The 21492-nt window shown below is 52.6% G+C and carries 19 protein-coding genes; 9 read left to right on the top strand and 10 right to left on the bottom strand.

What is annotated here, in order from left to right; genetic code table 11:
- Positions 1-3: 3 nt before the first annotated feature.
- Entirely contained in the window at positions 4-1236 is a 1233-nt protein-coding gene (locus R70331_RS15975) for an aminopeptidase (RefSeq protein WP_042177159.1), read from the bottom strand.
- Between the two features lie 166 nt (positions 1237-1402).
- Between R70331_RS15975 and R70331_RS15970 the strand changes: the two genes are divergently transcribed.
- Entirely contained in the window at positions 1403-1678 is a 276-nt protein-coding gene (locus R70331_RS15970) for a hypothetical protein (RefSeq protein WP_042177157.1), read from the top strand.
- 53 nt (positions 1679-1731) lie between these two features.
- On the opposite strand, the gene R70331_RS15965 is transcribed toward R70331_RS15970, so the two are convergent.
- Positions 1732-3078: a TrkH family potassium uptake protein gene (locus R70331_RS15965; RefSeq protein WP_042177154.1), complete on the bottom strand. Its 1347-nt coding sequence runs from the start codon at positions 3076-3078 to the stop codon at positions 1732-1734.
- A gap of 268 nt (positions 3079-3346) precedes the next feature.
- Here R70331_RS15965 and R70331_RS15960 point away from each other — a divergent pair, with 268 nt between their 5' ends.
- Positions 3347-3853, top strand: coding sequence for a GNAT family N-acetyltransferase (locus tag R70331_RS15960; protein WP_042177153.1), 507 nt, complete (start codon positions 3347-3349; stop codon positions 3851-3853).
- 62 nt (positions 3854-3915) lie between these two features.
- Here the strand turns inward: R70331_RS15960 and R70331_RS15955 are convergent, their stop codons facing one another.
- Positions 3916-5235 carry a hemolysin family protein gene (locus tag R70331_RS15955; RefSeq protein ID WP_042177152.1) on the bottom strand — a complete coding sequence of 440 codons (1320 nt, stop codon included), beginning with the start codon at positions 5233-5235 and terminating at the stop codon, positions 3916-3918.
- A gap of 115 nt (positions 5236-5350) precedes the next feature.
- On the opposite strand from R70331_RS15955, the gene R70331_RS15950 reads away from it, so the two are divergent.
- The 5 genes from R70331_RS15950 to R70331_RS15930 all read left to right on the top strand — a co-directional run bounded on the left by R70331_RS15950 (position 5351) and on the right by R70331_RS15930 (position 12955).
- A complete protein-coding gene (locus tag R70331_RS15950) occupies positions 5351-6118 on the top strand; it encodes a DUF1836 domain-containing protein (protein WP_042177150.1) in 768 nt (255 codons plus the stop codon).
- Positions 6119-6202: 84 nt separating this feature from the next.
- Complete coding sequence (locus R70331_RS15945) at positions 6203-7417, top strand: MFS transporter (RefSeq protein ID WP_042182772.1); 1215 nt, start codon at positions 6203-6205, stop codon at positions 7415-7417.
- Positions 7418-7721: 304 nt separating this feature from the next.
- Positions 7722-9440 carry a TerB N-terminal domain-containing protein gene (locus R70331_RS15940; RefSeq protein WP_052419081.1) on the top strand — a complete coding sequence of 573 codons (1719 nt, stop codon included), beginning with the start codon at positions 7722-7724 and terminating at the stop codon, positions 9438-9440.
- Positions 9441-10760: an ATP-binding protein gene (locus tag R70331_RS15935; protein WP_042177148.1), complete on the top strand. Its 1320-nt coding sequence runs from the start codon at positions 9441-9443 to the stop codon at positions 10758-10760. It abuts the gene before it with no gap.
- The gene (locus R70331_RS15930) at positions 10757-12955 is read left to right on the top strand and encodes a DEAD/DEAH box helicase (protein WP_042177146.1); all 2199 of its coding nucleotides are present in this window, start codon (positions 10757-10759) and stop codon (positions 12953-12955) included. Before R70331_RS15935 ends, R70331_RS15930 begins: the two co-directional genes overlap by 4 nt.
- Positions 12956-13233: 278 nt before the next feature.
- On the opposite strand, the gene R70331_RS15925 is transcribed toward R70331_RS15930, so the two are convergent.
- The 7 genes from R70331_RS15925 to R70331_RS15905 all read right to left on the bottom strand — a co-directional run bounded on the left by R70331_RS15925 (position 13234) and on the right by R70331_RS15905 (position 18319).
- The gene (locus R70331_RS15925) at positions 13234-13581 is read right to left on the bottom strand and encodes a DUF4190 domain-containing protein (protein ID WP_042177144.1); all 348 of its coding nucleotides are present in this window, start codon (positions 13579-13581) and stop codon (positions 13234-13236) included.
- A gap of 101 nt (positions 13582-13682) precedes the next feature.
- Entirely contained in the window at positions 13683-14468 is a 786-nt protein-coding gene (locus tag R70331_RS15920; RefSeq protein WP_042177142.1) for a GNAT family N-acetyltransferase, read from the bottom strand.
- A 62-nt stretch (positions 14469-14530) separates the two neighbouring features.
- Entirely contained in the window at positions 14531-14938 is a 408-nt protein-coding gene (locus R70331_RS30540) for an MFS transporter (protein WP_052419080.1), read from the bottom strand.
- A 36-nt stretch (positions 14939-14974) separates the two neighbouring features.
- Positions 14975-15793: an MFS transporter gene (locus R70331_RS30535; protein ID WP_052419079.1), complete on the bottom strand. Its 819-nt coding sequence runs from the start codon at positions 15791-15793 to the stop codon at positions 14975-14977.
- 48 nt (positions 15794-15841) lie between these two features.
- The gene (locus tag R70331_RS15910) at positions 15842-16777 is read right to left on the bottom strand and encodes a LacI family DNA-binding transcriptional regulator (protein ID WP_052419078.1); all 936 of its coding nucleotides are present in this window, start codon (positions 16775-16777) and stop codon (positions 15842-15844) included.
- Between the two features lie 155 nt (positions 16778-16932).
- Positions 16933-17103 (bottom strand): hypothetical protein, encoded by a 171-nt coding sequence (locus tag R70331_RS31850; RefSeq protein ID WP_167336660.1) that lies wholly within the window; start codon positions 17101-17103, stop codon positions 16933-16935.
- 91 nt (positions 17104-17194) lie between these two features.
- On the bottom strand, positions 17195-18319 hold the full coding sequence (locus R70331_RS15905) for a C45 family autoproteolytic acyltransferase/hydrolase (RefSeq protein WP_042177140.1): 1125 nt from the start codon (positions 18317-18319) through the stop codon (positions 17195-17197).
- A 392-nt stretch (positions 18320-18711) separates the two neighbouring features.
- Between R70331_RS15905 and R70331_RS15900 the strand changes: the two genes are divergently transcribed.
- Both R70331_RS15900 and R70331_RS15895 read left to right on the top strand, forming a co-directional pair.
- A complete protein-coding gene (locus tag R70331_RS15900; protein ID WP_042177138.1) occupies positions 18712-19392 on the top strand; it encodes a succinylglutamate desuccinylase/aspartoacylase family protein in 681 nt (226 codons plus the stop codon).
- A gap of 148 nt (positions 19393-19540) precedes the next feature.
- On the top strand, positions 19541-21436 hold the full coding sequence (locus R70331_RS15895) for a heavy metal translocating P-type ATPase (RefSeq protein ID WP_042177136.1): 1896 nt from the start codon (positions 19541-19543) through the stop codon (positions 21434-21436).
- Positions 21437-21492: the final 56 nt, after the last annotated feature.

Raw genomic sequence — 21492 nt, 5'->3', positions numbered from 1 at the left:
ATTTTAGAATGCCCAGTTTCCCTGCAGGAAGACAGGTTCCTGTGAGCCGTCTTCATGGATTCCGTAGATGTCCATCTCGGACGAGCCGATCATGAAGTCAACATGGGTAACACTTGTGTTAAGGCCGTTTGCAACCAGCTCATCCTCAGTCATTTCTTTGCCGCCTTCCAGACAGAAAGCGTAGGCTGTGCCAATCGCAAGGTGATTGGAGGCATTTTCGTCAAACAAGGTGTTGAAATAAAGAATGTTCGATTCAGAGATAGGAGACTTATGCGGCACAAGCGCAACCTCGCCCAGATACTTGGCGCCTTCGTCGAGTCCGATCAGGTACTCCAGTGAATCCTGGCCTTTCTCGGCGCTGACGCTGATAATACGGCCGTTCTCAAAGGTAATGGAGAAGCCTTCGATAATATTACCGCCGTAGCTGAGCGGCTTAGTGGCTCTGACCGTTCCGTTGACTCCGGTTTTCAGCGGTGCTGTAAAAACCTCCTCAGTCGGCATATTGGCGACGAAAGAATGGCCTTGGGCGTTAATGCTGTCACCCTGTGCCCACAAATGGCCTTTTGGCAGCTCAATCGTAAGGTCAGTCCCCGGTGCTATGTAATGCAAGCTTTTGTATTTCTTGGCGTTAAGAACATCTGCCTTCTGCTCCAGGTTATCAAGATGCTCCTGCCAGGCGGCAACAGGATCTTCACGGTCCAGGCGTACGGTATGGAAGATTGCTTCCCACAGCTTATCTACGCGCTCCTCAGCCGGAACATCAGGGAATACCTTATCCGCCCAAGCCTGCGACGGGATCGCAACGATGCTCCAGCTGACTTTATCAGACATCTGCAGCTCACGGTATTTTTTAAGTGCAGCTCCCCGTGTCTTCTGGAAGCCCGCAATCCGCTCGGGATCAATACCCTTAAGGGCATCGGGGTTCTCTGCGATTACATTCAGGAAGACTGCGCCGTTCTCGGCAAATTCCGTTACTTCTCTGGCAAACCAGGTAGGTGGTTTGGTGAACACCTCGGGGGCGGCGTGCTCGAACTGCTGGCGGGTAACAAACTCATCACTCCAGTTCACTTTGACCAGGCTTGCTCCCAGGCTGTAGGCTTTGGCTGTAATCAGACGGACAAATTCGGCTCCGGCAACCGGTGCATTAACGACCAGAGTCTGGCCCGGCTGGACGTTAACTCCGATCTCTACGGCGAGGTCTGCATACTTGCTGAGCTTTGCTGCAAAATCAGTCATTGGTTTTCCTCCATATTTATTCTATTTTTACTTCTGTAAAGCATTGTACTAAATTATTAACCGCCGGATGAAAAAAGTCAATTGCGTCGTAAAGGGAAGGATTTTGATGTATATAAATGCTATACTATGGATGTGAGATTGATCAGAGGAAAGGCAGGAAACAAGCATGAACGTGGAAATTGTAAAGGCAGAGCTGAAACGCGAGGAGGACAGAAGCTTTATCGGGAGAACCGTGTTCACCGTAGAGCAGCACACTTCTCCTTATGAGATCACTTTCTTCAGCAAAAGAGGCAGTGAATGGGACTACAGCCTCAGCTTTGCCGGTGAACCGGGCAGTGAGGAGCAGTTCCTTGAGGTGGACGGGCTGCTGGAGAATGATGATGATTTCTTTAACCAGCTGCTGGATGCCGCTCTGGACACCCAGGAGGAACCTGTAGAATAATCCAAAAATGCGACCGCTTAGGGCATCAGCTGCCTGCTAAGGGTCGCATTTTGTTATCCGATCGTAATATTCCCCTCCGGGTAACGGAAGAGCTCTTTGTTCTTTTTGGGCTTGATTGCATACGCCAGCGTTAGCGGGCCGGTACGGCCGACAAACATCAGGATGATGACCAGGATTTTACCCGGGGTGGTCAGCTCAGGTGTCAGTCCCATCGTAATACCGGAGGTACCGAAGGCGGATACGGCCTCGAACAGGACGGTCAGGAAGTCAGCACTTTCCGTAACAGACAGCAGCATAGTAGCTATAACGACAAGCATCAGAGAGAGAAGCGTCATCGTAATGGCTCGATAGACATTGTCCTTGGAAATCCGGTGACGGAACATGACGATGTCCTCTTTGCCTCTGATTTTGCTGTAGGCGGTGACTACCAGGATGGCAAAGGTGGTGATTTTGATCCCGCCCCCGGTTGAACCCGGAGCTGCACCGATGAACATGAGCAGGATCATCATAAACTGGGTGGATTCGCGCAGCAGCGGAATATCAATGGTGGTCACCCCGCCGGAGCGCGGTGTTATGGCCTGCAGGAAGGACGCCATGATTTTGCCGCCGGCATGCAGCGGCTTAAGCGACTGATTCAGCTCCAGCCAAAAAAAGATTACCGCACCGATTAGAATCAGCGCTGCCGAGGCAGCGAGCACGACTTTGGAATGCAAGGTCAGCCGCTTGCGCTTCGGAAAGTCGACGATATCGGACAAGACAATGAAGCCGATTCCGCCGAGAAAAATCAGCAGCATGGAGGTGATATTGACAATCGGGTCCTCCGCATAACGCGTAAGCCCGCTGAACGGCCCGTGAAGATCGCCGAACAGGTCAAAGCCCGCATTGTTGAAGATCGATACACTATGGAAGAGTCCATAATAAACGGCCTTCCCGGCAGGCATATCCATCAGGAATCTGACAGTAAAGAGCAAGGCTCCAATGAGCTGAATGACCAGAGAGTAAATAAGCACCCGGCGGATCAGCTTTACAATACCCTGCATCGAGCTCTGATTCATCGATTCCTGCAGCAGAAGGCGTTCCTTAAGGGAGATTTTTTTGTTCAGGACGAGCGTAATCAAGGTGGCCATGGTAACAAAGCCAAGTCCGCCGAACTGGAAAAGCACCAGCAGGACGATCTGGCCGAACACGGTCAGCTGGGTTCCGGTATCGATTACCGCAAGACCGGTTACACAGGTTGCGGAGGTAGCCATGAATAAGGCATCGATAAAAGAAATCTGTCCACTGGTTGAAGCGGCCGGCAAGCAGAGCAGCAGTGTGCCGATTGCAATCAGCGCTATGAAGCCAAGTGACAGTATTTTGGGCGGTGTCAGTTTTAAATGCCCCAGTGATATATTAGCCAAACCATCAATCCCCCGAAGTCTTGTAATTATCCTTCAAGATTATAGCATAAGTTGCTGCTGCTTCACTAAGAGGGGCAGGGAAACGGCAGATATTATCGAATAATCTAGAGTGTAGATTAAATTGTGCTGCTGCTTTCCAGCAATGCCCGCAGGGAAGACGCCCACCGTTTTTATGAACGTCTGGGCTATGACGGCGGAGGTAGCCGGCTGTATAAGAAGTATCTGGATTAAGAAACAAATAACCTGGATTTTCGCGGAGGATCTTATAATGAGTATAGTATACAGAGAGCTTGTTCCGGAGGATGCCGGCAGCCTGCTCAGCCTGCAGCACTCCTTGGATGAGGAGACGGCATTTATGCTGCTGGAGCCGGATGAACGGCAGACAAATGTGCAGCAAGTCAGGGAAATGATAGAGGCAGCCGGGAAGTCAGCTAATTCCGTTCTAATCTGTGCTGAGGTGGCTGGTGAGCTGGCCGGCTATATTTCGCTCCAAGGCAAAGGATTAAAGCGGATCAGACATAGCGCCTACATTGTTATCGGCATCAGGAAAGCCTTTCAGGGCCTTGGAATCGGCAGCGGGCTGTTCAGGGAGATGGAGAACCGGGCGCGTGCTAAGGGGCTTGTGCGGCTCGAGCTAACGGTTATGGCACATAACGAACGTGGAATCGCACTATATAAGAAATGCGGCTTTGAGGTTGAAGGGCTGAAGAAGAAGTCCTTATACATAGACGGTGAATGGATAGACGAGTATTACATGGGTAAAATCCTGGCATAGCTGTTGGACACAAATAAAGGCGCTCCCGTCACAGGAGCGCCTCTTGCTATTGTATATAAGTATTATTCCGCTGGCTGTCCATCTGCATCCTTCTCGCCGATAAACACTTCGACTTTGCGTATCCGGTTCTTGTTCATCTCACGTACGGTCAATGTAATATGTTCATGTCCCATACTTTTGCCGATGGCAGGTTCCGCCATGTGACTGTACAGCCAGCCGCCGATGGTAGTTACTTCATCATCATGAAGATCAATGCCGGCCCGCTGCTTAAGCTCCATTAGAGATACCTTGCCGTCGAACAGGTAACGGGAATCATCCAGCTGCTCCACATTTTTGCTCTCGTCTCCGTCGAACTCGTCTCGGATCTCGCCGACAATCTCTTCCAGAATATCTTCAATCGTGATAAGGCCGGAAGTACCGCCGTATTCATCCAGCAGAAGGGCAATATGTACACGTTCCATCTGCATACGGGTCAGAAGGGTCTTAACCGGAGTTACCTCAGATACAGTCAGAAGCGGCTGGATCAGTTTTTTGAAATCAAAGTCAGCATTATTATTGTCATATTGCAGATACAACTGCTTTGTGTTAATCATCCCGATAATATTGTCTTTACTGCCGTCCGCCACCGGGAAGCGGGTGTATTGCTCTCTGCGGATAATATCGAAATTCTCCTGTAGGCTATTCTCAGTAAACAGGCAGATCATGTCGGTACGCGGCACCATAATTTCCTTTGCCAGCATCTCATCAAAATTAAAGATCCGGTTCACGTAACCGTACTCAGCCTTGTTAATCTTCCCGTTCTCATAGCTCTCGGAGAGGATCAGGCGAATCTCTTCTTCAGAGTGCGCATCTCCGTGCTCGCTGGCCGGCTTCATCCCGAACAAGCGGACAAGCATGTTGGCCGAGCCGTTCATCAGCCAGATTAAGGGGTAAAGAATTTTGTAGAACCAAATGATCAGCGGTGAGGTAAATTGACCGATTTTTTCCGGAATGTTTATAGCTGCTGTCTTCGGAGCAAGCTCACCCACGACAACGTGCAGGAATGTGGCGATGATAAATGCCAGTGCAAAAGCAATAGGCTCACTAATGCTGTGGCTGATATCCGCCATATCGAACAGTGGCATAAGCAGCTGCTCAAAGGCCGGTTCTGCAAGTGCCCCGATCCCGAGTGCTGTGATGGTAATCCCCAGCTGACACGCGGAGAGATAACCGTCGAGGTTAGCCGCTACACGCTGCACAGCCAAAGCATTCTTCTTGCCGTCGAGCACCATCTGGCTTACCTGGCTGCCTCTAAGCCGTACCACTGCAAATTCCGTTGCTACAAAAAAAGCGGTTAAAACAATCAAAATAGCCACCAACGTCAAACTAAGTCCTATACCCATAAAATCTTTACCATCCCTCTCGTCATTAAAATAGGTTATACTCATATTATGAGTTCATATGAACTCATTGTACGAACTTTCGGTTAAAAAATCAAATGGCGGAGGGATGCCATCAATGCAAGCTTTCTCATTAAGCCGTAAGGAAATGTCTGCACTCCTGCTGTCCCTGACGGAAAAAAGTGATCGCAATACACTGAGCATCCTGCAGGATGCATGGGCGAAGTTTCACCAGGAGGAAGTGCGTAAGGGGATGTCACTCACTGCCTTTTTGTCCACTGATATCCCGCCGATTATGCAGAAAATGATTAAAGGTACGAAAATTAACGGTTTGTCACTCGCTGATATTGCGGCCCTGGGCCAGCTGATTGAATATTCCACCCTATCAGCCACCGCTATGCAGAACTGGGTCAAGCGCGATTTCAAGGAATACCTCGGCTCACCCAGGCTGGGCAGGAAATACTCTGTTAATCAGGCTGCTCTTCTATTTATAATAGATGATCTCAAATCAGCCCTGGACTTTGAAAGCATACGCCAGCTGTTCCGTATCCTGTTCCTGGCGCCTGAACGTGATGATGATGATCTGGTTGAGCCGGCGGAGCTGTACTTCGGTTATGCAGAGCTTATCGAGGATATGAAGCGGAGTCCTGTGCTGCAGGCGCAGGGGATTGCCGAGCGCAGCGCCAGCAAGCAATATTCCTGGAAGACCGACAGTACGCTTAAGGGTGCGATGGATAAAATGATGGACAAGCTTACGCACCTTAACCCTTCAGAGAAGGATGCAGTGCGCAACATGCTGATGATAGCGGCAATTTCTGTACAGACCTGTTATTTTCAGTCGCTGGCAAGACAATACTGCAATGCCGCTTTATTCCTTGATTTTTGACCCGTGCAAATTTAGAATGTGTAGGAGTATATAATGGTTCCGGGTGCACCGCATAGCCGGAGTAAGGAAGAGGTGCTTGGAAAGATGGGTCAAATGACGCTATTGCGCAATCGTAAGCAGCGTAAGCTGCTGCTGAGCGCAGGCTTAAGCTGGATGTTCGATGCGATGGATGTCGGCATGATATCCTTTGTCGTAGCGGCGCTGGCCAAGGAATGGCAGCTGGGTCCGGAGCAGATCGGGCTGTTAACCAGTATAAATTCCGTCGGAATGGCGGTAGGTGCAGCGGCGGCCGGATTGCTGGCTGACCGTTTCGGACGCAAATCAGTCCTGCTGTGGACACTTGTAATCTTCTCTGCAGCAAGCGGCTTGTCTGCATTTGCTACAGGGTTCGCCATTCTGTGCGTGCTGCGGTTCATTGCCGGCTTCGGGCTGGGCGGTGAATTGCCGGTAGCCTCGACGCTGGTATCTGAGAGTATGCCTGCCGCTGAGAGGGGACGGGCTGTCGTTCTGCTGGAGAGCTTTTGGGCGGTCGGCTGGATTGCTTCGGCTTTAATCGCTTTCTTCATCATCCCGGACTACGGCTGGCGGGTCGCTTTTGCCATAGGCGCGGTTCCGGCGCTGTATGCACTGTACCTGCGCAAGGCCATTGATGATTCCCCGCGGTTCAAAGAGATGAAGAAGCAGGCTCCTGTCCCGCTCAGAAAGCGGATAGCAGCGGTCTGGTCACCCGAATACCGCCGATCGACAATCATGCTGTGGATTCTCTGGTTTACGGTTGTATTCTCCTACTATGGAATGTTTCTCTGGCTTCCTACAGTTATGGTGCTGAAGGGCTTCAGCCTGGTCAAGAGCTTTGAGTATGTCCTGATTATGACGCTGGCCCAACTGCCCGGCTATTTCACCGCCGCATACTTTATTGAAAAGTTCGGCCGCAAATTCGTGCTTGTCATCTATCTCCTTCTGACCGCTGTCAGTGCCGCCTGGTTCGGCAACGCCACAACTGAAGGCATGCTGATGGCTGCAGGGATCTGCCTGTCCTTCTTCAATCTGGGCGCCTGGGGCGGCATGTATGCCTATAGTCCTGAGCTGTATCCGACAGCAGCCCGTTCGACCGGTGTAGGACTGGCCACCTCCTTCGGGCGGATCGGCGGCATTATTGCCCCGCTGCTGGTAGGGGTGATGGTAGGTAAGGATGTCAGCATCAGTGCGATTTTTATGCTATTCTTCGTAACCATAGTTATCGGGGCTCTTGCAGTTCTGGTGCTTGGTAAAGAAACGAAGGGAACGGAACTGAGTTAAGCAGGGCATATACATCCATATAGCTGACTTTGCCGCCGGAGCGATCCGGCGGTTTTTTATTTGTATGATGTCCTGCTATTGCGGAGTTATTGAATACTATAGTATATTCAATCTTAATATATACAAACAAATGTTCTTGTTTGCGGGCTATATGAGTTGACAGAGGCTCATCACAAGATCTTGAGGGAGGCGCTCAGGGTCTTGTTTTATATTCAGCACATAAGCCTTTAACCGCTGCATCAGGCAGACGCGGTATATGATATAATGTTGAAATGACTATGGTATACGAGTGGAGAGATTACGGATGCCCAAAGATAAGCAGGGCCTGCATTTCTCGGAGCTGGTCTGGGAGAGCAGCGAGCAGAATATGGCGGTTCCCCCGCGGGGTTCCGGAGACAGTCTGAACAGTGGCGAGGTTAATAGTAAGACGGACAAAAGCGGACAGTCTGACGAAGCTGCTCCGCAGCAGCTGCAGCTGTGGGATCTGGAGCAGGGCAGCCCGTCCGCTTCCGCGGAACGGTCTGTGCAGAAGGCGGATCAGCCGAAAGAGTGGAATATTCCGCCAAAAGAACCCCGGATGAAGTCGGCTCCTCCGCTGCCGCGTACAGCGCCAGCCGCTTCCACCGCCAAAAAGGAGACGGAAAGCGAATTCGTACAGCAGGCGGCTGAGCTGGAGGATATGACTGCAGATGAAGCAAAGCTTGTTCCGTTCAAAAGCTACTGGCCCAGCTACAGCCACATGACTGCTGAACAGAGCCGCTGGTATTTTTACTGGCGTAATGAGGTTAGACAGGGGAGATTCCCGAAGACGGATTTGTCTTATATCTTTCTGCATGTATATGAACTCATTAACGGCATCGGCTGGAGAGAGCCGGAGGAGGGTTACCGGCAGCTGGGGCTGATCTGGGAAGCTTACCGGTCCCAATATAAACGGCTGGACCAGTATCTCGGCAGCTGGATGGCGGATTTTTCGTTTGTGCACAAGCTGGATGTTCCCCTGTCGCTGATTGTTGCGCGCACACGCGGGTTGTCCGGCGACCTGGCGGAGATCGAGCTGCTGCGCTGTCTCACCTCCACCCCGGAGCAGCTGACCTTTGAGGTCCTGACGGTGATGTCCGATTATGATATCAGCAAGTCCAAGTTCTATGCCGGCGAAGGAAAAGAAGCGGCTGAACGCTACATACCGCAGGTGGTAGCCTTAATTGATGCCTATGTCGCGAGAAAGCACGGGGCACGGCTGATTGAAAAATTCCCTCCGGGTCCTCCGGTTATGCGGGAGCGCTATTTGTTCCGCAGTGCCGTATATGATATCTCGCGATACGGCTATTCTGTACTTGTGCCTGTGGTACGGATCAGCAAACTGCTGCCGCTGCGCAGCCTGATTACCCGCTTGTTCCGGCTGACCGAGAACAAGCTGAGAGAGCTGACGGGCTTCCGCGGCCGGCTGAAGGATATCCGGATTGACCCGGATATGGACGAGCTGATCACGAAATATCTGCAGCGGGAATTCCGCAAAGCGGAGCAGGAGGCTAAAGGTCCGGCGGTTGTTATCGACCAGTCGAAGCTGGAGCAGCTGAAGAGCGATTCAGAGGTTGTCCGCAGCCTGCTGACTGTAGAGGCATATGATGAGCCGTTGACGGAGCAGGCGTATGAACCGGAACAGAATTTAATAGAAGAAGAGAACAGCCCGGAACAGGATTACGGCCAGCTGATTGAGGTCAATACTGCTGCTGATGGCGAAACTCCTGCTGTACAATTATCTGACGGTGTTCCTCCCGAATGGGCGGAGCTCAACGGTGAATTGCTTCCGCTGCACCGTAAGGTGCTGCTGGCGCTTGCTGCAGACAACGGATCTTCACAGGTTAATAGAATTGCTGCTGCGGCCGGAACGATGCCGGAGCTTGTATATGATGAAATCAATGAGCTTGCGGTGAACATACTCGGTGATCTGCTGATCGACGGTGAGGAGCTGGCTGAGGAATGGAAGCCGATGCTGTATTTATTTAATGAGGTGAATGATTAAATGGGTGAATTAAAAATACCGAAACGGATGACAACGGCACTGGTCAATTCCCTGACTGCCGGGGTCGTGCCGCGGATCGGACTGGAGCATATCGCTGTAGGACGCCGGCCTGAGGTCGAAGCGATCCTCCGGGATATGGAGAATATCGCAGACGGCGGCGCGGCCTTCAAGCTGATTACCGGCAAGTTCGGCAGCGGTAAAAGCTTTCTGCTGCAGATTATCCGCAACTACGCGATGGACCGTGACTTTGTGGTGGCGGATGCCGACCTGTCGCCTGAGCGCAGGCTGGTGGGGACGAAAGGACAGGGGCTGGCGACCTACCGGGAGCTGATGAGCCACCTGTCAACACGCACCCGTCCGGATGGAGGAGCACTGGAGATCATGCTGCAGAAATGGATCATGGGACTTCAGCAGGCTGTGATACAGGAAAAAGGCATTTCTCCGGATGCCCCGCAGCTGGCGGAGGAAGTGGAGCAGCGGATTTATACGGTCGCCTCGGGTATGCGCGGACTGGTACACGGCTTTGATTTTGCCAAGGTGCTGGCGTCTTACTGGAATGGCCACAAGCTGGCAGAGGATGAGCTGAAGCAGGATGCGCTGCGCTGGCTGCGGGGCGAATTCGCCACCCGTACAGAGGCACGTAAGGCACTCGGTGTCGGTGTCATCATTGATGACGATAACTGGTACGATTATATGAAGCTCTGGGCGGAGTTCACCGGAGCGATCGGATACAAGGGATTGCTGCTGTTTATTGACGAAGGCGTGAATCTCTACAAAATCACCAACAGCATTTCCCGGCAGAGTAACTATGAGAAGCTGCTGACCATGTTTAATGACACGATGCAGGGCAAGGCGGAGCGCCTGGGCATCTTTATCGGGGGCACTCCGCAGTTCGTTGAAGACGGACGGCGCGGCCTGTTCAGCTATGAGGCACTGCGTTCGCGGCTGGTTGCAGGACGTTACGGCGGGGCAGGGCTGAATAATTTTACCGGGCCGATTATTGCGCTGGAGATGCTCTCGCATGAAGAGATTCTGGTACTGCTGCAAAAGCTGCGGGATATTCACGCCCTGCACTACGGCTATGAAGCCAGGCTGACCCAGGAGCAGCTGGTGCATTTCATGGAGGAAGCCGTGGGCAGGCTGGGCGCGGATGAGCTGCTGACCCCGCGTGAAATTGTGCGTGATTTCATGGATCTGCTGCATACGCTGAGCCAGCATCCTGAGCTGTCCTTTGAGAAGCTGGTGGGTGAGCGGATGATTAAACCGGATGCAACAGATGAGAATGATCTGGACGGCCTGCTGGCGGAGTTTGACCTATGAGCAGCAACCCGTTCTACAGGCTGGCCCCGTTTATTAAAGAGTTCATATACAAGAACCGCTGGGAGACGCTGCGCGAGGCCCAGGTGGATGCCTGCCGGGTGCTGTTCGATACGCCGCATCATCTGCTGATCGCCTCCGGGACGGCTTCGGGGAAGACGGAGGCGGCTTTTTTTCCGGCGCTGACCGAGCTGTATGAACGCCCGTCCGATTCCGTGGGCATCCTCTATATCGCGCCGCTTAAGGCACTGATCAACGATCAGTTCACACGGTTAAATGATCTGCTGCGCGAGGGCAACATCCCGGTCTGGCACTGGCACGGCGACGTGCCTCAGGCGGACAAAACCAGGCTGATGCAGAAGCCCTCCGGCGTCCTCCAGATTACTCCGGAGTCGCTGGAAGGCCTGCTGATGAACCGGCCGAATGCCATTCCGGCCCTGTTCCATGATCTGCGCTTCATCATCGTTGATGAAGTGCATGCGTTTATGGGCGCGGACCGCGGCATCCAGGTGCTCAGCCAGCTGGCGCGGATCTCGCGGATGGCCGGCTGCCATCCGCGGCGGATCGGGCTCTCCGCTACGCTCAGCGACTATGCCTCCGTGACGGAGTGGCTGGCCGCCGGAACGCGCGAGAGCGTAGAGGTATCCGCGCCGCATGGCGGACGCAAGCTCCGGCTGAGCGTGGAGCATTTCTCGTTCCCGGATGCGCGGGACGAGGTACAGGCCGAGCGGCTGGAGCAGGCGCGGCAAAGCTATTACGGGTTCATCTACGACCATACGCATCTGAAGAAGGCGCTGGTCTTCACGAACAGCCGCACGGATGCGGAGGAGACCATCCTCGAGATGCGGCGGGTGGCCGCGAAGCGCGGGGAGCGCGACGTGTTCCATGTGCACCACGGCAGCATCTCGTCGATGCTGCGCGAGGAGACGGAGGCCGCGCTCCGCGAGGGCTCCGGCCCTGCTGTTGCCGCAGCGACGCTGACGCTGGAGCTGGGCATTGACCTTGGCGAGCTGGAGCGCGTGCTGCAGCTCGGCGCGCCTTACAGCTGCGCGAGCTTCGTGCAGCGGCTGGGGCGGTCCGGACGGCGCGGCGATGCCGCGTCCGAGATGATCTTCGTCACGCCCGAGGAGGAGGACGAGGAGGCGCAGCTTCCTGCGCGGATGCCGTGGACGCTGCTGCGGGCAATTGCAGTCATCGAGCTGTACGTGCGCGAGAAATGGGTGGAGCCGCTGAATGTACGGCAGCTGCCGGCAGGGCTGCTCTATCATCAGACGATGAGCATCCTCAAGAGCATGGGCGAAGCCGAGCCGGAGGAGCTGAAGGAGGCCGTATTAACACTGCCTTCCTTCCGCGGGATTGATCCTGCGGATTATGATGCTTTTATGGACTATATGATTGCGATGGGTCATATCGAGAGGATGGATGAGGGCACGGTGCTGATCGGCCTGGCCGGTGAGAAGATCGTCAATAACTTCCGTTTCTACGCAGTGTTCAAGGATGATGAAGAGCATGTTGTATATAACGGAACCGAGGAGATCGGTTCCATTACCACTGTGCCGCCGCCGGGTTATTGCTTCACGCTTGCCGGCAAGCTGTGGAAGATCGAAGAGGTCGATAACCGCCACAAAGCGGTCTATGTCAAAAGCTCGCGCGGCAAGGTGGATACCCTATGGCTTGGCGCAGGCGGTGATGTGCATACCCGCATCATGACCAAGATCCGTGAGGTGCTCGGCTCAACAGCAATATACTCATACCTTGCGCCAAGCGCGGCTGCCAGGCTGGAGCGGGCGCGACGGCTGGCGAAGGAGAGCGGGCTGCTGACCCGCGAGGTGCTTCCGGCTGGCGGTGATTCAATTTTTATTCTGCCCTGGGCGGGCAGCCGGCAGTTCCGTACGCTGGAACGACTGCTGAAGAACAACCTCAAGGGCCGGCTCGGCCTGCGCTCCGTTGTGCCGATGGAGCCCTATTACATGGTCGTAGCCGGCAAGGCGGATGCGGAGACGCTGGAAGCAGAGATCATCGCAGAGAGCGCGGCAGCTGCCGATCCGTTATCATTGCTTGGGCCGGATGAGGCTCCGTATCTCGGCAAATATGATGAGTTCATTCCTCATGACCTGCTGCGCAAGGCTTTTTCCATGGACGGGCTCGATGTGCCCGGACTGCTGTCTGTGCTGGACAGGTGGAAACGCGGGGAGTAAGAGGAGAAGAAGCTGGCTGCTCAGGATCTATCAAAATTGGAGCGGCAGAGGCTGCTAATCAAATGAAGTCGATTTTTTTAGCTATTTTCAGGCTATCACCTATTAACTGGCGAAAATCGAACTAAATCTCTGATTCAGCCGCCATCAGGTGTAAATTAACATCCGGTGCAAAGTAATGCCCCATTCCAGCAAAAAGCAGCGGATTCCGGTATTAAACCGGTGTCTGCTGCTTCTTTCTGTACTATTAGATTAAAATTAGTAATCTATATTCCTCGCGTCTAAATATTATTGAAGTTGCTGAACGTGGCATTGCTTGATCCTACTGCAAACAAAATAATAACCACAAAAAAGATGATAAGCAACGCGTAAATAATCGTACCGACAATGCCGCAGACCAGCCCGGCAATGGCCAGGCCTCTGCCTCCCTCGTAACGGTTACGGATCTCCTTCAGGGAGAGGGCAGACAGAATAATGGCCACGATTCCGAACAGCAGGCCGATATAAGGGGTGACGATGGATAGAATCCCCAGTACCAGCGAGGCAATAGATTTGCCGTTCGTTTGGGCAGGCGGAGGCGGCGGGGGAGGGTAGTAATCCTGTTGTTGACCATACGGTTGATAATTCATGATATAACTCCTCTAATTAAATGATGGCTAATGCGTCTTATAAAAAGCTCATACGTTCATTATATTACATATGTTCCCGTTATAGGAGATCTCAGGTTCATTTATTTCTGCTGCGGTGTGTAATTTATCCAGTGCTGAAGTTTTACTGCCAGCTTGAGTCCAGACGCTTCAGCCAGCCGGATGGATGGCGTGTTGGTATCCTGCACCTGATATCTGGGAATATAACCCCTCTCCAGGGTATGGTGTAACGCTGTCCGTAGCACGCGTGCTGCAAGTCCTTGCCGGCGGCCTGATGCTGCCGTATGTACTGCCCCGATCTCCCAAATCTGCTCTTCGTTGCGGAAGACGATACAGGTGCTAAGCGGAGTTACTCCCCCGTAAAGAGCCACCGAGAAGGCGCCGTCCTGAAAATATTCCTCTATCTCCACCGTAGTATATCCGTTCTCCATCCACAGCGGCAGCAGCCGCTCATCCAACCGGCTGCTAACGATGGCCTGGCCGTCCGGGATATAGCTGTGTCCGGGAACAGAGCTGTAAGAGTAGAAGCGGCGGACCGGCGTGAGCGGGAAATAAGGAGCAATAGCTTCTCCGGCCTCCTCTTGAAGCTTGAATACAAGCCTGGCATCAGCAGGAATTCTTCCTATAAGGTCAGGAAGCAATTCAGGGCTGGTATAATCCATAAGCACGACGTAATTCGCTTCAGGGTATATTTTCCTGTCGTAATAGTAAGCATCTGCCGGCAAAAGCAGGACCACTCCCCACTCTTTTCCTTGCTCCAAAAGATGGCTGTCCATCACCTGATGGTAGGCTGTCAGCATCTTTAACGGGGTAATGTTCTTAAGCGGGTTACTGCGCAGGTAACGCATAACCGTATCATAATTACTCATTTTTTCATCACCTCCGTGTACTTGTAATTCACATATTTTACTACAAACCATCCTGCCTCGCTCTACTTATATCTGCGGATCTGCTTAAGCGTTAACACTGCTGCGGTCCCGAACAGGCTTAGCAGAGCTCCGGCAGCTGCCAAAACCTGTGAGACGCCAAATACATCCGCACCTGCTGAGAAAACGGCCAAGCCCAGCGGGGGAGCTACACTCATCAGCGAACCCAATACGCCGAACATACGGCCCTGCAGCTCTTCCGGCACCTCCAGCCTAAGAATGATATTAATCAGTAAAGTACTGAAGGAGAAGGTGAAGCCGATCAGTAGAATGACGGGAAGTGCCGTGTTCATGGAGGAGGTGAAAGAGAGGAGAAGGTAGAGCGGTCCGAGCAGCAGCAGACTGGCAGAAATGACTTTACCACGCTGCTTCAGCTTGCTGCCCGCCAGAATGATCAGTCCTGAGCCCAGCATGTACCCGAGCGGAATGCTGCTCTCCAGCAGACCGAACTACAAAGGCGACGCTTTCCAGACCTGAACAGCCATCACCTGGGTAAGCATCAGGCAGGAGAGGAAGAACATGGTAAGCACAGGCAGCAGAATAAGTATTGACCGGGCAAAAGAATGACTCCAGATATAGCGGAAGCCGCCGGCGACATCCTGCTTAAAGGAACGATACGCAGTAGTGACAGGAGTATAGGCAGCAAAAGCGCCGGCAGCTGCAACCAGCAGAAAAGCCAGCATGAACGTCATCCCGTCTACAAATACCGCCCATGCTCCGCCAAACGCGGCAACAAATATACCGCCCAGGGCATAACCAGTCGTCCGCGAAATATTCTCTGAAAGCGTCATCCAGCCTGCAGCCTGCTGAATATAAGTTTTCCCGACTACGGGAAGGAGTGAGGCCTGGAAGGCAGGCGCCTGAAACTGTCCGGCTGCTGTCACGATTCCGGTTAGGCAGATAATAAGAATATAGGACGGTGATTGCAGTGTAAGCGTGAATGCAATGGCCAGCACGGTTAGGCTCTGCACAAGATATGAGCACAAAATCAGCGTTCTGCGGTTCATGCGGTCAGCAAGTGTACCGGTGACACTGCCCAGCAATGAGCACAGAAGCAGGTTACTGATCGTTAATACGCTCATCATCCGCGCACTGCCTGTTTCCTGCAATACCCAGAGGCTGAGCGCCAGGGCGTGAAAAGCGTTCCCCAGAACAGACAAGGTGCTGGCTGAGAAAAGCAAAAGGAATACCCTGTTCTTGTGCAGAGCCGGGTACATACGGGGCGGCTCGGTTAACGGTTGGCCGGTTCCGGCGGCAGTTGGAATCATAGCGTGACCTCCCATAATAACTTAAACGTTTAAGTTATTATAAAGAAATTAAGGAGCGACATCAACTAAAAATTGGTTGCCCGCAGCGATAGCAGGATCATCCGGTGCAGAATTCAGCTTCACCATCAGTTCAAAAGCAGTCTGAGCCCGGTCATTCTGAAACCGGATAATCCTTGCATCCGGCTGCACAATTTCCGGGAATCCGCATGTGCACAGCACTGTAACCGAGGCGGCGAGCCCGGTGCGTCCAACCGCTTTTGCCAGAAATTCATTCATGACAATAACATGCTTACCCTGGTTCCGCTGCAAAAAAGCTTCAAGCTCTTCGTACGCCTGACCTGCTTCTGCCGATACATAAATATCTTCCAGGGCAATTCCGGAGTTGTCCATAATCCAGCTTGCAAGTGCTGTATTGTTAAAGCTCTCCATAACCAGGCAGCAGGAAGCAGCAGCAGAGGAGACCGCCGATTGCAGCGCCTGAGGGTAATTATAATTAACCTGATTAAACATCCGGTCGTTGATTAGGCTGCCGATCAGAATCAGGGGGACACCGTCCACAAAATTAGCGGAGATCCGGTAAAACATCTCATCCATGACATCCACAACAAACACAGCATCCAGCTTGCGCTCCCGGATTATATCCATCGCCGGATTGAGCGGATCAAGGCTGATTACCAGTGTATGGTAGCCTGCTGCAGTTAGCTTTGACTCGAGAGTGTCGGTCAGGGACATATGGCTCTGGCGCTTCCAATAGGGAAGGTTCTGAGCTTTGTTAATGAGTATGCCTACCATTCCCGTCCGCTGGACAACAAGCGAGCGTGCAGCCAGATTAGGGACATAGTTCAGCTCTTTGGCTATGCTAAGAATACTATGGCGGGTGGGGTCAGGGATCGTCTGGTTTTTGACATTATTCAGCACATAGCTGACCGTAGCTACTGATACATTAGCCAGCCGCGCGATATCCTTCATCGTTGCTTTTTTCATCCTGTATTCTCCTTTAAAGTGGACAATCCTAGAAGAAAAGACTATCATTCACGGCCGGAAGAAGTCAATCTATGCAGCGATATTGCGGCCTTAAGGAGATGTAAAAAAAGCCGCTCAAGTCATTATTGTGACTGTGAGCAGCCTATGGCTGTAAACTAGGTTTCGTTTTTGGTCACTCCGTTAAGACTCGGCACATAATCAGCTGCTTTGTCCGGATCAACCATTTGCGGAATCTCTGTTATTGAAGCGTGGTTCTGCTGGTTGTGTTTTTTGTCGGCACGGTTATTTGCGCGGTCATATTTTGGGTCAGCACTGTTCTTGGGCATGAATTTCACCTCCGTTTGCTAACCTATAGTATGAGACGGCTGCTGGCACTTTATTCCGGTCCAGCGATTCACTAAGATATTGTAAGTGTATTCAGTCACGCCAGAAGTCAGGGCAGGATGGTTCGTCTGGCAGCTTGGCATAGTATTCACTGATCCCGGGAGGGTTGCTGCAGCCGAAGGTTCTCCACGGATTCAGCTGCGGTGAACCGAAGCAAACATGCAGCTCGCGGGCTGCATTATCACAGATCATGGACCATAGCGTACCCAGGCCTTCACTGTAATGATGACAGCTGATGCCCTGCGGAAAGGAATTCCCGGTTAATTGCTTCATAACGGCAATTATCTCCTGCGGATCGGTTACCTGGCTCAGGGAATGTTGCATAAGCCGGGCTCTGGCCAGTGAATTAGGCATGATCTGCAGGTTGTGCGGCTGCATAGCAGAGAGGGTATAGTGATTGGCTGAGACAGCCAGCTTGTGTGAGTCTGCTGTTGCTGCACCAAGATATTCTATGTCTTTACTGCTTCCGGCAGTTTCAACCAGTGCCATACAGCCATGCCTGTCAGAGATTAGAAAATTCCTGAAGTCGGAGATGGGCATGCTGCGCAGTAGAGAAGCAGCTTCGAGGGCTGTAGCACAGCTGTCGAGCACTGCCCGTGCCACCCCCGGAAAAACAAAACCAGTCTCTGACAGAGCCGGTCTTATCCGCCCGGACGTTGTTGTTATACATAATCCTTCTTCATTCATGCCGTCATACCGTCCGAACAATTGAAGCGCAAATCCGGTATGTGCCGGCTTGCCTTTAACTCTGGTTGTACTGAGCAGTAGTTGATTGTAGGGAGCATCCTCCCAGCCAAAGTCATAGGTTCGCATATGGTAGGTACGGCTCCCGCTGCCTGTTCCGGTGCTGACTGCCGCCTGGCTGCAATATCCCGCAGGCTGGACATAGGAATAGTAGAACACAATATTCTCTGCCGGAACGCCGGTTTCATCGGCGAAGCCGCGGATTTCCTGATTGAGGCCTGGACAATACTGCTCGAATTGCTCCATAGCCCGTTCTGCAGCTTCCGGCTTCAACGGTGCTGCTCCCATAAAGGGAGAGGTCAGAAAGTCTATTAACTCCCGGTTCTGGCTGAAACAAGCTCCAAGTGCGCGGCCGACCTCATAATGAGTACCTTCAGTGACTACGTGCCGGTATACAGCTGTTTTGACTGACATTTTGGCTCCTTGTGATTAAGGATTCTCTGCGCAGAGTAGTCTCAGTATAGATCGGCTGCTGAATGAACAGCAAAGCACGCCTGGGGCGGAATCAGCGCATGTAGAGCTAAGGGTAGTACAGCTTAGCAGCTAAAGGGGATTTTTCAGCACATCAGCCTGTTTTTCTTGTCAAACAGCTATTTTTAAGGTAAATTATGGGTATGGATTTGGGATTAAACCAGCAGAACATCTATTTGATGTTCTGCTTTTTTTGTTTAACCCTTTACAGCAAATGTCCATACCCGGGGCGGCAGGCTGCATACATTATAGGAAGATATCCTTATCCTTACACGCAATTAGCAGAGTATGCTGCTTAACGCAGGTTACGGAGTATCGTAAAGGAGGAGCTGCCTGTGTCCGCTACAAAGCATATCCTTGCACCGAATACGCCCTATGCGACCCCGTATTATGTGATCAATGGCCATAGGCCGGGTCCGGTCTTTATGGTGGTATCAGGCATCCATGGCAATGAACCGGCGAGCATCCGCGCAGCGCAGGCGCTGGCAGGGAAATTCCGGCGCAGGGAGCTGGTGCTTGCCGGCGGCAGATTGATCATAGTTCCGCTGGTGAATCAGCGGGCTTACCGGCAGAAGAGCCGGGGGGTACCGGATCTAAACCGGACATTTCCCCATGTCTCAGCTTCCCGGGCGGGTCATCCGCTGTCTGCTGCCCTGTTCCGTCTAGCCCGGCAGCATCGTCCCACCTGGTATCTGGATTTGCATGAAGCTAACGGACTGTCCCAGCTTAACCGCAAGCGTGTAGGCCAGACCCTGCTGGTAAGTCAGGGCACAAGTGCAGCTGCTGCAGCCCGCCAGATTATTAATAAGATGAACCGAAAGGTCGGGATTACCGCTCACCGTTTCAATATTAAGCACCGGGAGCGCTCCGGTACCTCACGGATGGCGGTCCAGCAGCTGCTGGGCGCCCGGGCTGTTACGGTTGAAACCTGCTGGAGCTTAGATTTTGCCCTGCGGGTCAAATACCAGCAGCAAATAGTTTCGCATTTTTTAAAAAGAGCAGGAATGATAGGCTGAACATTGCAGGCTGGGCACGCAGAAAATGCGGGTTCAGCTTTTTTAATGTGCAAAGTTCTGTGATACAAAAATCACATACAGTATGCCCCCCGGGGGGATATATTTCATGATAATAGTTCTCATTTATAATAAATAAGGAGTGATAATCATGGGAGAAGTGGCTGTAAAAGAACGTTCAGTACGAGTAGTCTGGGAGAAAAACGGCGGGATCTTCATTGCTGCTGCCTGTCTGGTGCTGATTGCACTGGCCTGGCTGCTGGAAAGGCAGGGTCTGCAGGCAGGAGCCATTACATTGTTCGTGCTGGCCTATGCAGTGGGCGGATACCGTAAGGCCTGGGAGGGCATGGAGACGTTAATCAAGGAGAAGGACCTTGATGTAGACCTTCTGATGGTCGTGGCCGCAATTGGAGCAGCTGCAATCGGATATTGGCTGGATGGTGCTGTGCTTATCTTTATTTTTTGCCTGAGCGGAGCACTTGAGGATTATTCGATGGAGAAGACGAATCAGGATATTGCGGCTATTCTGAAATACCGTCCGGAGACAGCCGTATTGCTGAAGAATGGAACGGAAGTAACGGTCCAAGCCTCTCAGCTTATAACCGGAGATATCGTACGGGTCCGGCCGGGTGAGCGTATTCCGTGTGACGGTATTGTACTCGAAGGGGTATCTGCCGTTGACCAGTCAACCTTGACCGGCGAATCCGTCCCTGCCGATAAAATGCCGGACGACGGTGTCTACGCAGGCTCGATCAACGGACAGGGTGCGCTGAAGCTTCGTGTTACAAAACCGGCGGAAGATACGCTGTTATCAAGAATTATACATATGGTGCAGGAAGCCAAAAATGAGACCCCGCCAAGCCAGCTTTTTGTCGAACGGTTCGAAGGCATCTATGCGAAGACTGTAGTGGGAGCAGCGCTGCTGCTGATGATTTTGCCGCCTTACCTGCTGCAATGGACATGGGAGGATACCATCTACCGGGCAATGATTTTTTTGGTAGTAGCTTCGCCTTGTGCACTGGTGTCATCCATCATGCCTGCTATTCTCTCCGGAATTTCCAATGCGGCGCGTAAAGGGGTTCTTTTTAAGGGAGGCATTCATCTTGAGGCTATGGCCGGTGTGCAGGCTGTTGTATTTGATAAAACCGGAACACTCACAGAAGGCAAGCCTGTAATAACCGCCGTGTACCCGGCAGATGGGATGACGGAAGCAGAGCTGCTAGGGCTTGCGGCTTCACTGGAGCGGCTCTCCCGGCATCCGGTTGCCCGGGCGGTAGTTGAATGCGCCGGGGCTAAGCGGATTGCGCTTGCGCCGGTTACTGCAATGCAGGATGTGACCGGATTCGGCGTCAGCGGGATTGTGAACGGTGCCCTCTGTATGATCGGCAAACGAAGCCTGCTCCAAACTCAAAAGCTGGATGAACGCAGCCAGGCGATAGCAGCACAGCTGGAGGCAGACGGCAACACGGTGATTTACGTTGAAGCCGGGGGACATATTGCCGGAATGCTTGCGGTTCAGGATAGGGTCCGCAGCCATTCGGCAGAGGCGGTAAAGCAGCTTAAGAATATGAACAAGAAGGTCATCATGCTCACCGGGGATGCCCGTCATACCGCTGAAGCCATCGCCCGCCAGTGCGGAATTGATGAGGTCTATGCTGAAATGCTGCCGGACGGGAAGCTGGAGATGATTAAAGAGCTAACCGGGAAATACGGTAAGGTTGCCATGGTAGGTGACGGGGTCAACGACGGCCCGGCACTGGCAGCAGCTTCTGTCGGTATAGCCATGGGAGCTGCCGGAAGCGATGTCGCCCTGGAAACAGCCAATGTGGTGCTCATGAATGATGATATTACAAAAATTCCGTATGCAATCACGCTCGGCAGACGTACGAGCCGGGTGATCAGACAGAATATTGCCTTTGCGCTGGCGGTCATTGTGATTCTGGTTGTCTCGAATTTTTGGGGCGGGCTGAATCTGCCGTCGGGCGTTGTAAGCCATGAAGGGAGCACGCTGGCAGTTATTCTTAGCGGACTCCGTCTGCTGAGATAAAACGGGGTTAATGGGGGTAACCCTTCCATTAGATGGAATGCTCAATGTCATAGGAG

Origin of the sequence: Paenibacillus sp. FSL R7-0331, from assembly GCF_000758645.1 — a bacterium.
GTDB lineage: Bacteria > Bacillota > Bacilli > Paenibacillales > Paenibacillaceae > Paenibacillus_AQ > Paenibacillus_AQ camerounensis.
The sequence above is the reverse complement of the archived record's forward strand: the minus strand, read 5'-3'. Positions and strand labels throughout refer to the sequence as shown.

Coding starts and splice junctions, on each gene's coding strand:
- R70331_RS15975 (WP_042177159.1), bottom strand. CDS start 1,236: ATGACTGATTTTGCAGCAAAGCTCAGCAAGTATGCAGACCTCGCCGTA.
- R70331_RS15970 (WP_042177157.1), top strand. CDS start 1,403: ATGAACGTGGAAATTGTAAAGGCAGAGCTGAAACGCGAGGAGGACAGA.
- R70331_RS15960 (WP_042177153.1), top strand. CDS start 3,347: ATGAGTATAGTATACAGAGAGCTTGTTCCGGAGGATGCCGGCAGCCTG.
- R70331_RS15955 (WP_042177152.1), bottom strand. CDS start 5,235: ATGGGTATAGGACTTAGTTTGACGTTGGTGGCTATTTTGATTGTTTTA.
- R70331_RS15950 (WP_042177150.1), top strand. CDS start 5,351: ATGCAAGCTTTCTCATTAAGCCGTAAGGAAATGTCTGCACTCCTGCTG.
- R70331_RS15945 (WP_042182772.1), top strand. CDS start 6,203: ATGGGTCAAATGACGCTATTGCGCAATCGTAAGCAGCGTAAGCTGCTG.
- R70331_RS15940 (WP_052419081.1), top strand. CDS start 7,722: ATGCCCAAAGATAAGCAGGGCCTGCATTTCTCGGAGCTGGTCTGGGAG.
- R70331_RS15935 (WP_042177148.1), top strand. CDS start 9,441: ATGGGTGAATTAAAAATACCGAAACGGATGACAACGGCACTGGTCAAT.
- R70331_RS15930 (WP_042177146.1), top strand. CDS start 10,757: ATGAGCAGCAACCCGTTCTACAGGCTGGCCCCGTTTATTAAAGAGTTC.
- R70331_RS15925 (WP_042177144.1), bottom strand. CDS start 13,581: ATGAATTATCAACCGTATGGTCAACAACAGGATTACTACCCTCCCCCG.
- R70331_RS15920 (WP_042177142.1), bottom strand. CDS start 14,468: ATGAGTAATTATGATACGGTTATGCGTTACCTGCGCAGTAACCCGCTT.
- R70331_RS30540 (WP_052419080.1), bottom strand. CDS start 14,938: ATGCTGGGCTCAGGACTGATCATTCTGGCGGGCAGCAAGCTGAAGCAG.
- R70331_RS30535 (WP_052419079.1), bottom strand. CDS start 15,793: ATGATTCCAACTGCCGCCGGAACCGGCCAACCGTTAACCGAGCCGCCC.
- R70331_RS15910 (WP_052419078.1), bottom strand. CDS start 16,777: ATGAAAAAAGCAACGATGAAGGATATCGCGCGGCTGGCTAATGTATCA.
- R70331_RS31850 (WP_167336660.1), bottom strand. CDS start 17,103: ATGCCCAAGAACAGTGCTGACCCAAAATATGACCGCGCAAATAACCGT.
- R70331_RS15905 (WP_042177140.1), bottom strand. CDS start 18,319: ATGTCAGTCAAAACAGCTGTATACCGGCACGTAGTCACTGAAGGTACT.
- R70331_RS15895 (WP_042177136.1), top strand. CDS start 19,541: ATGGGAGAAGTGGCTGTAAAAGAACGTTCAGTACGAGTAGTCTGGGAG.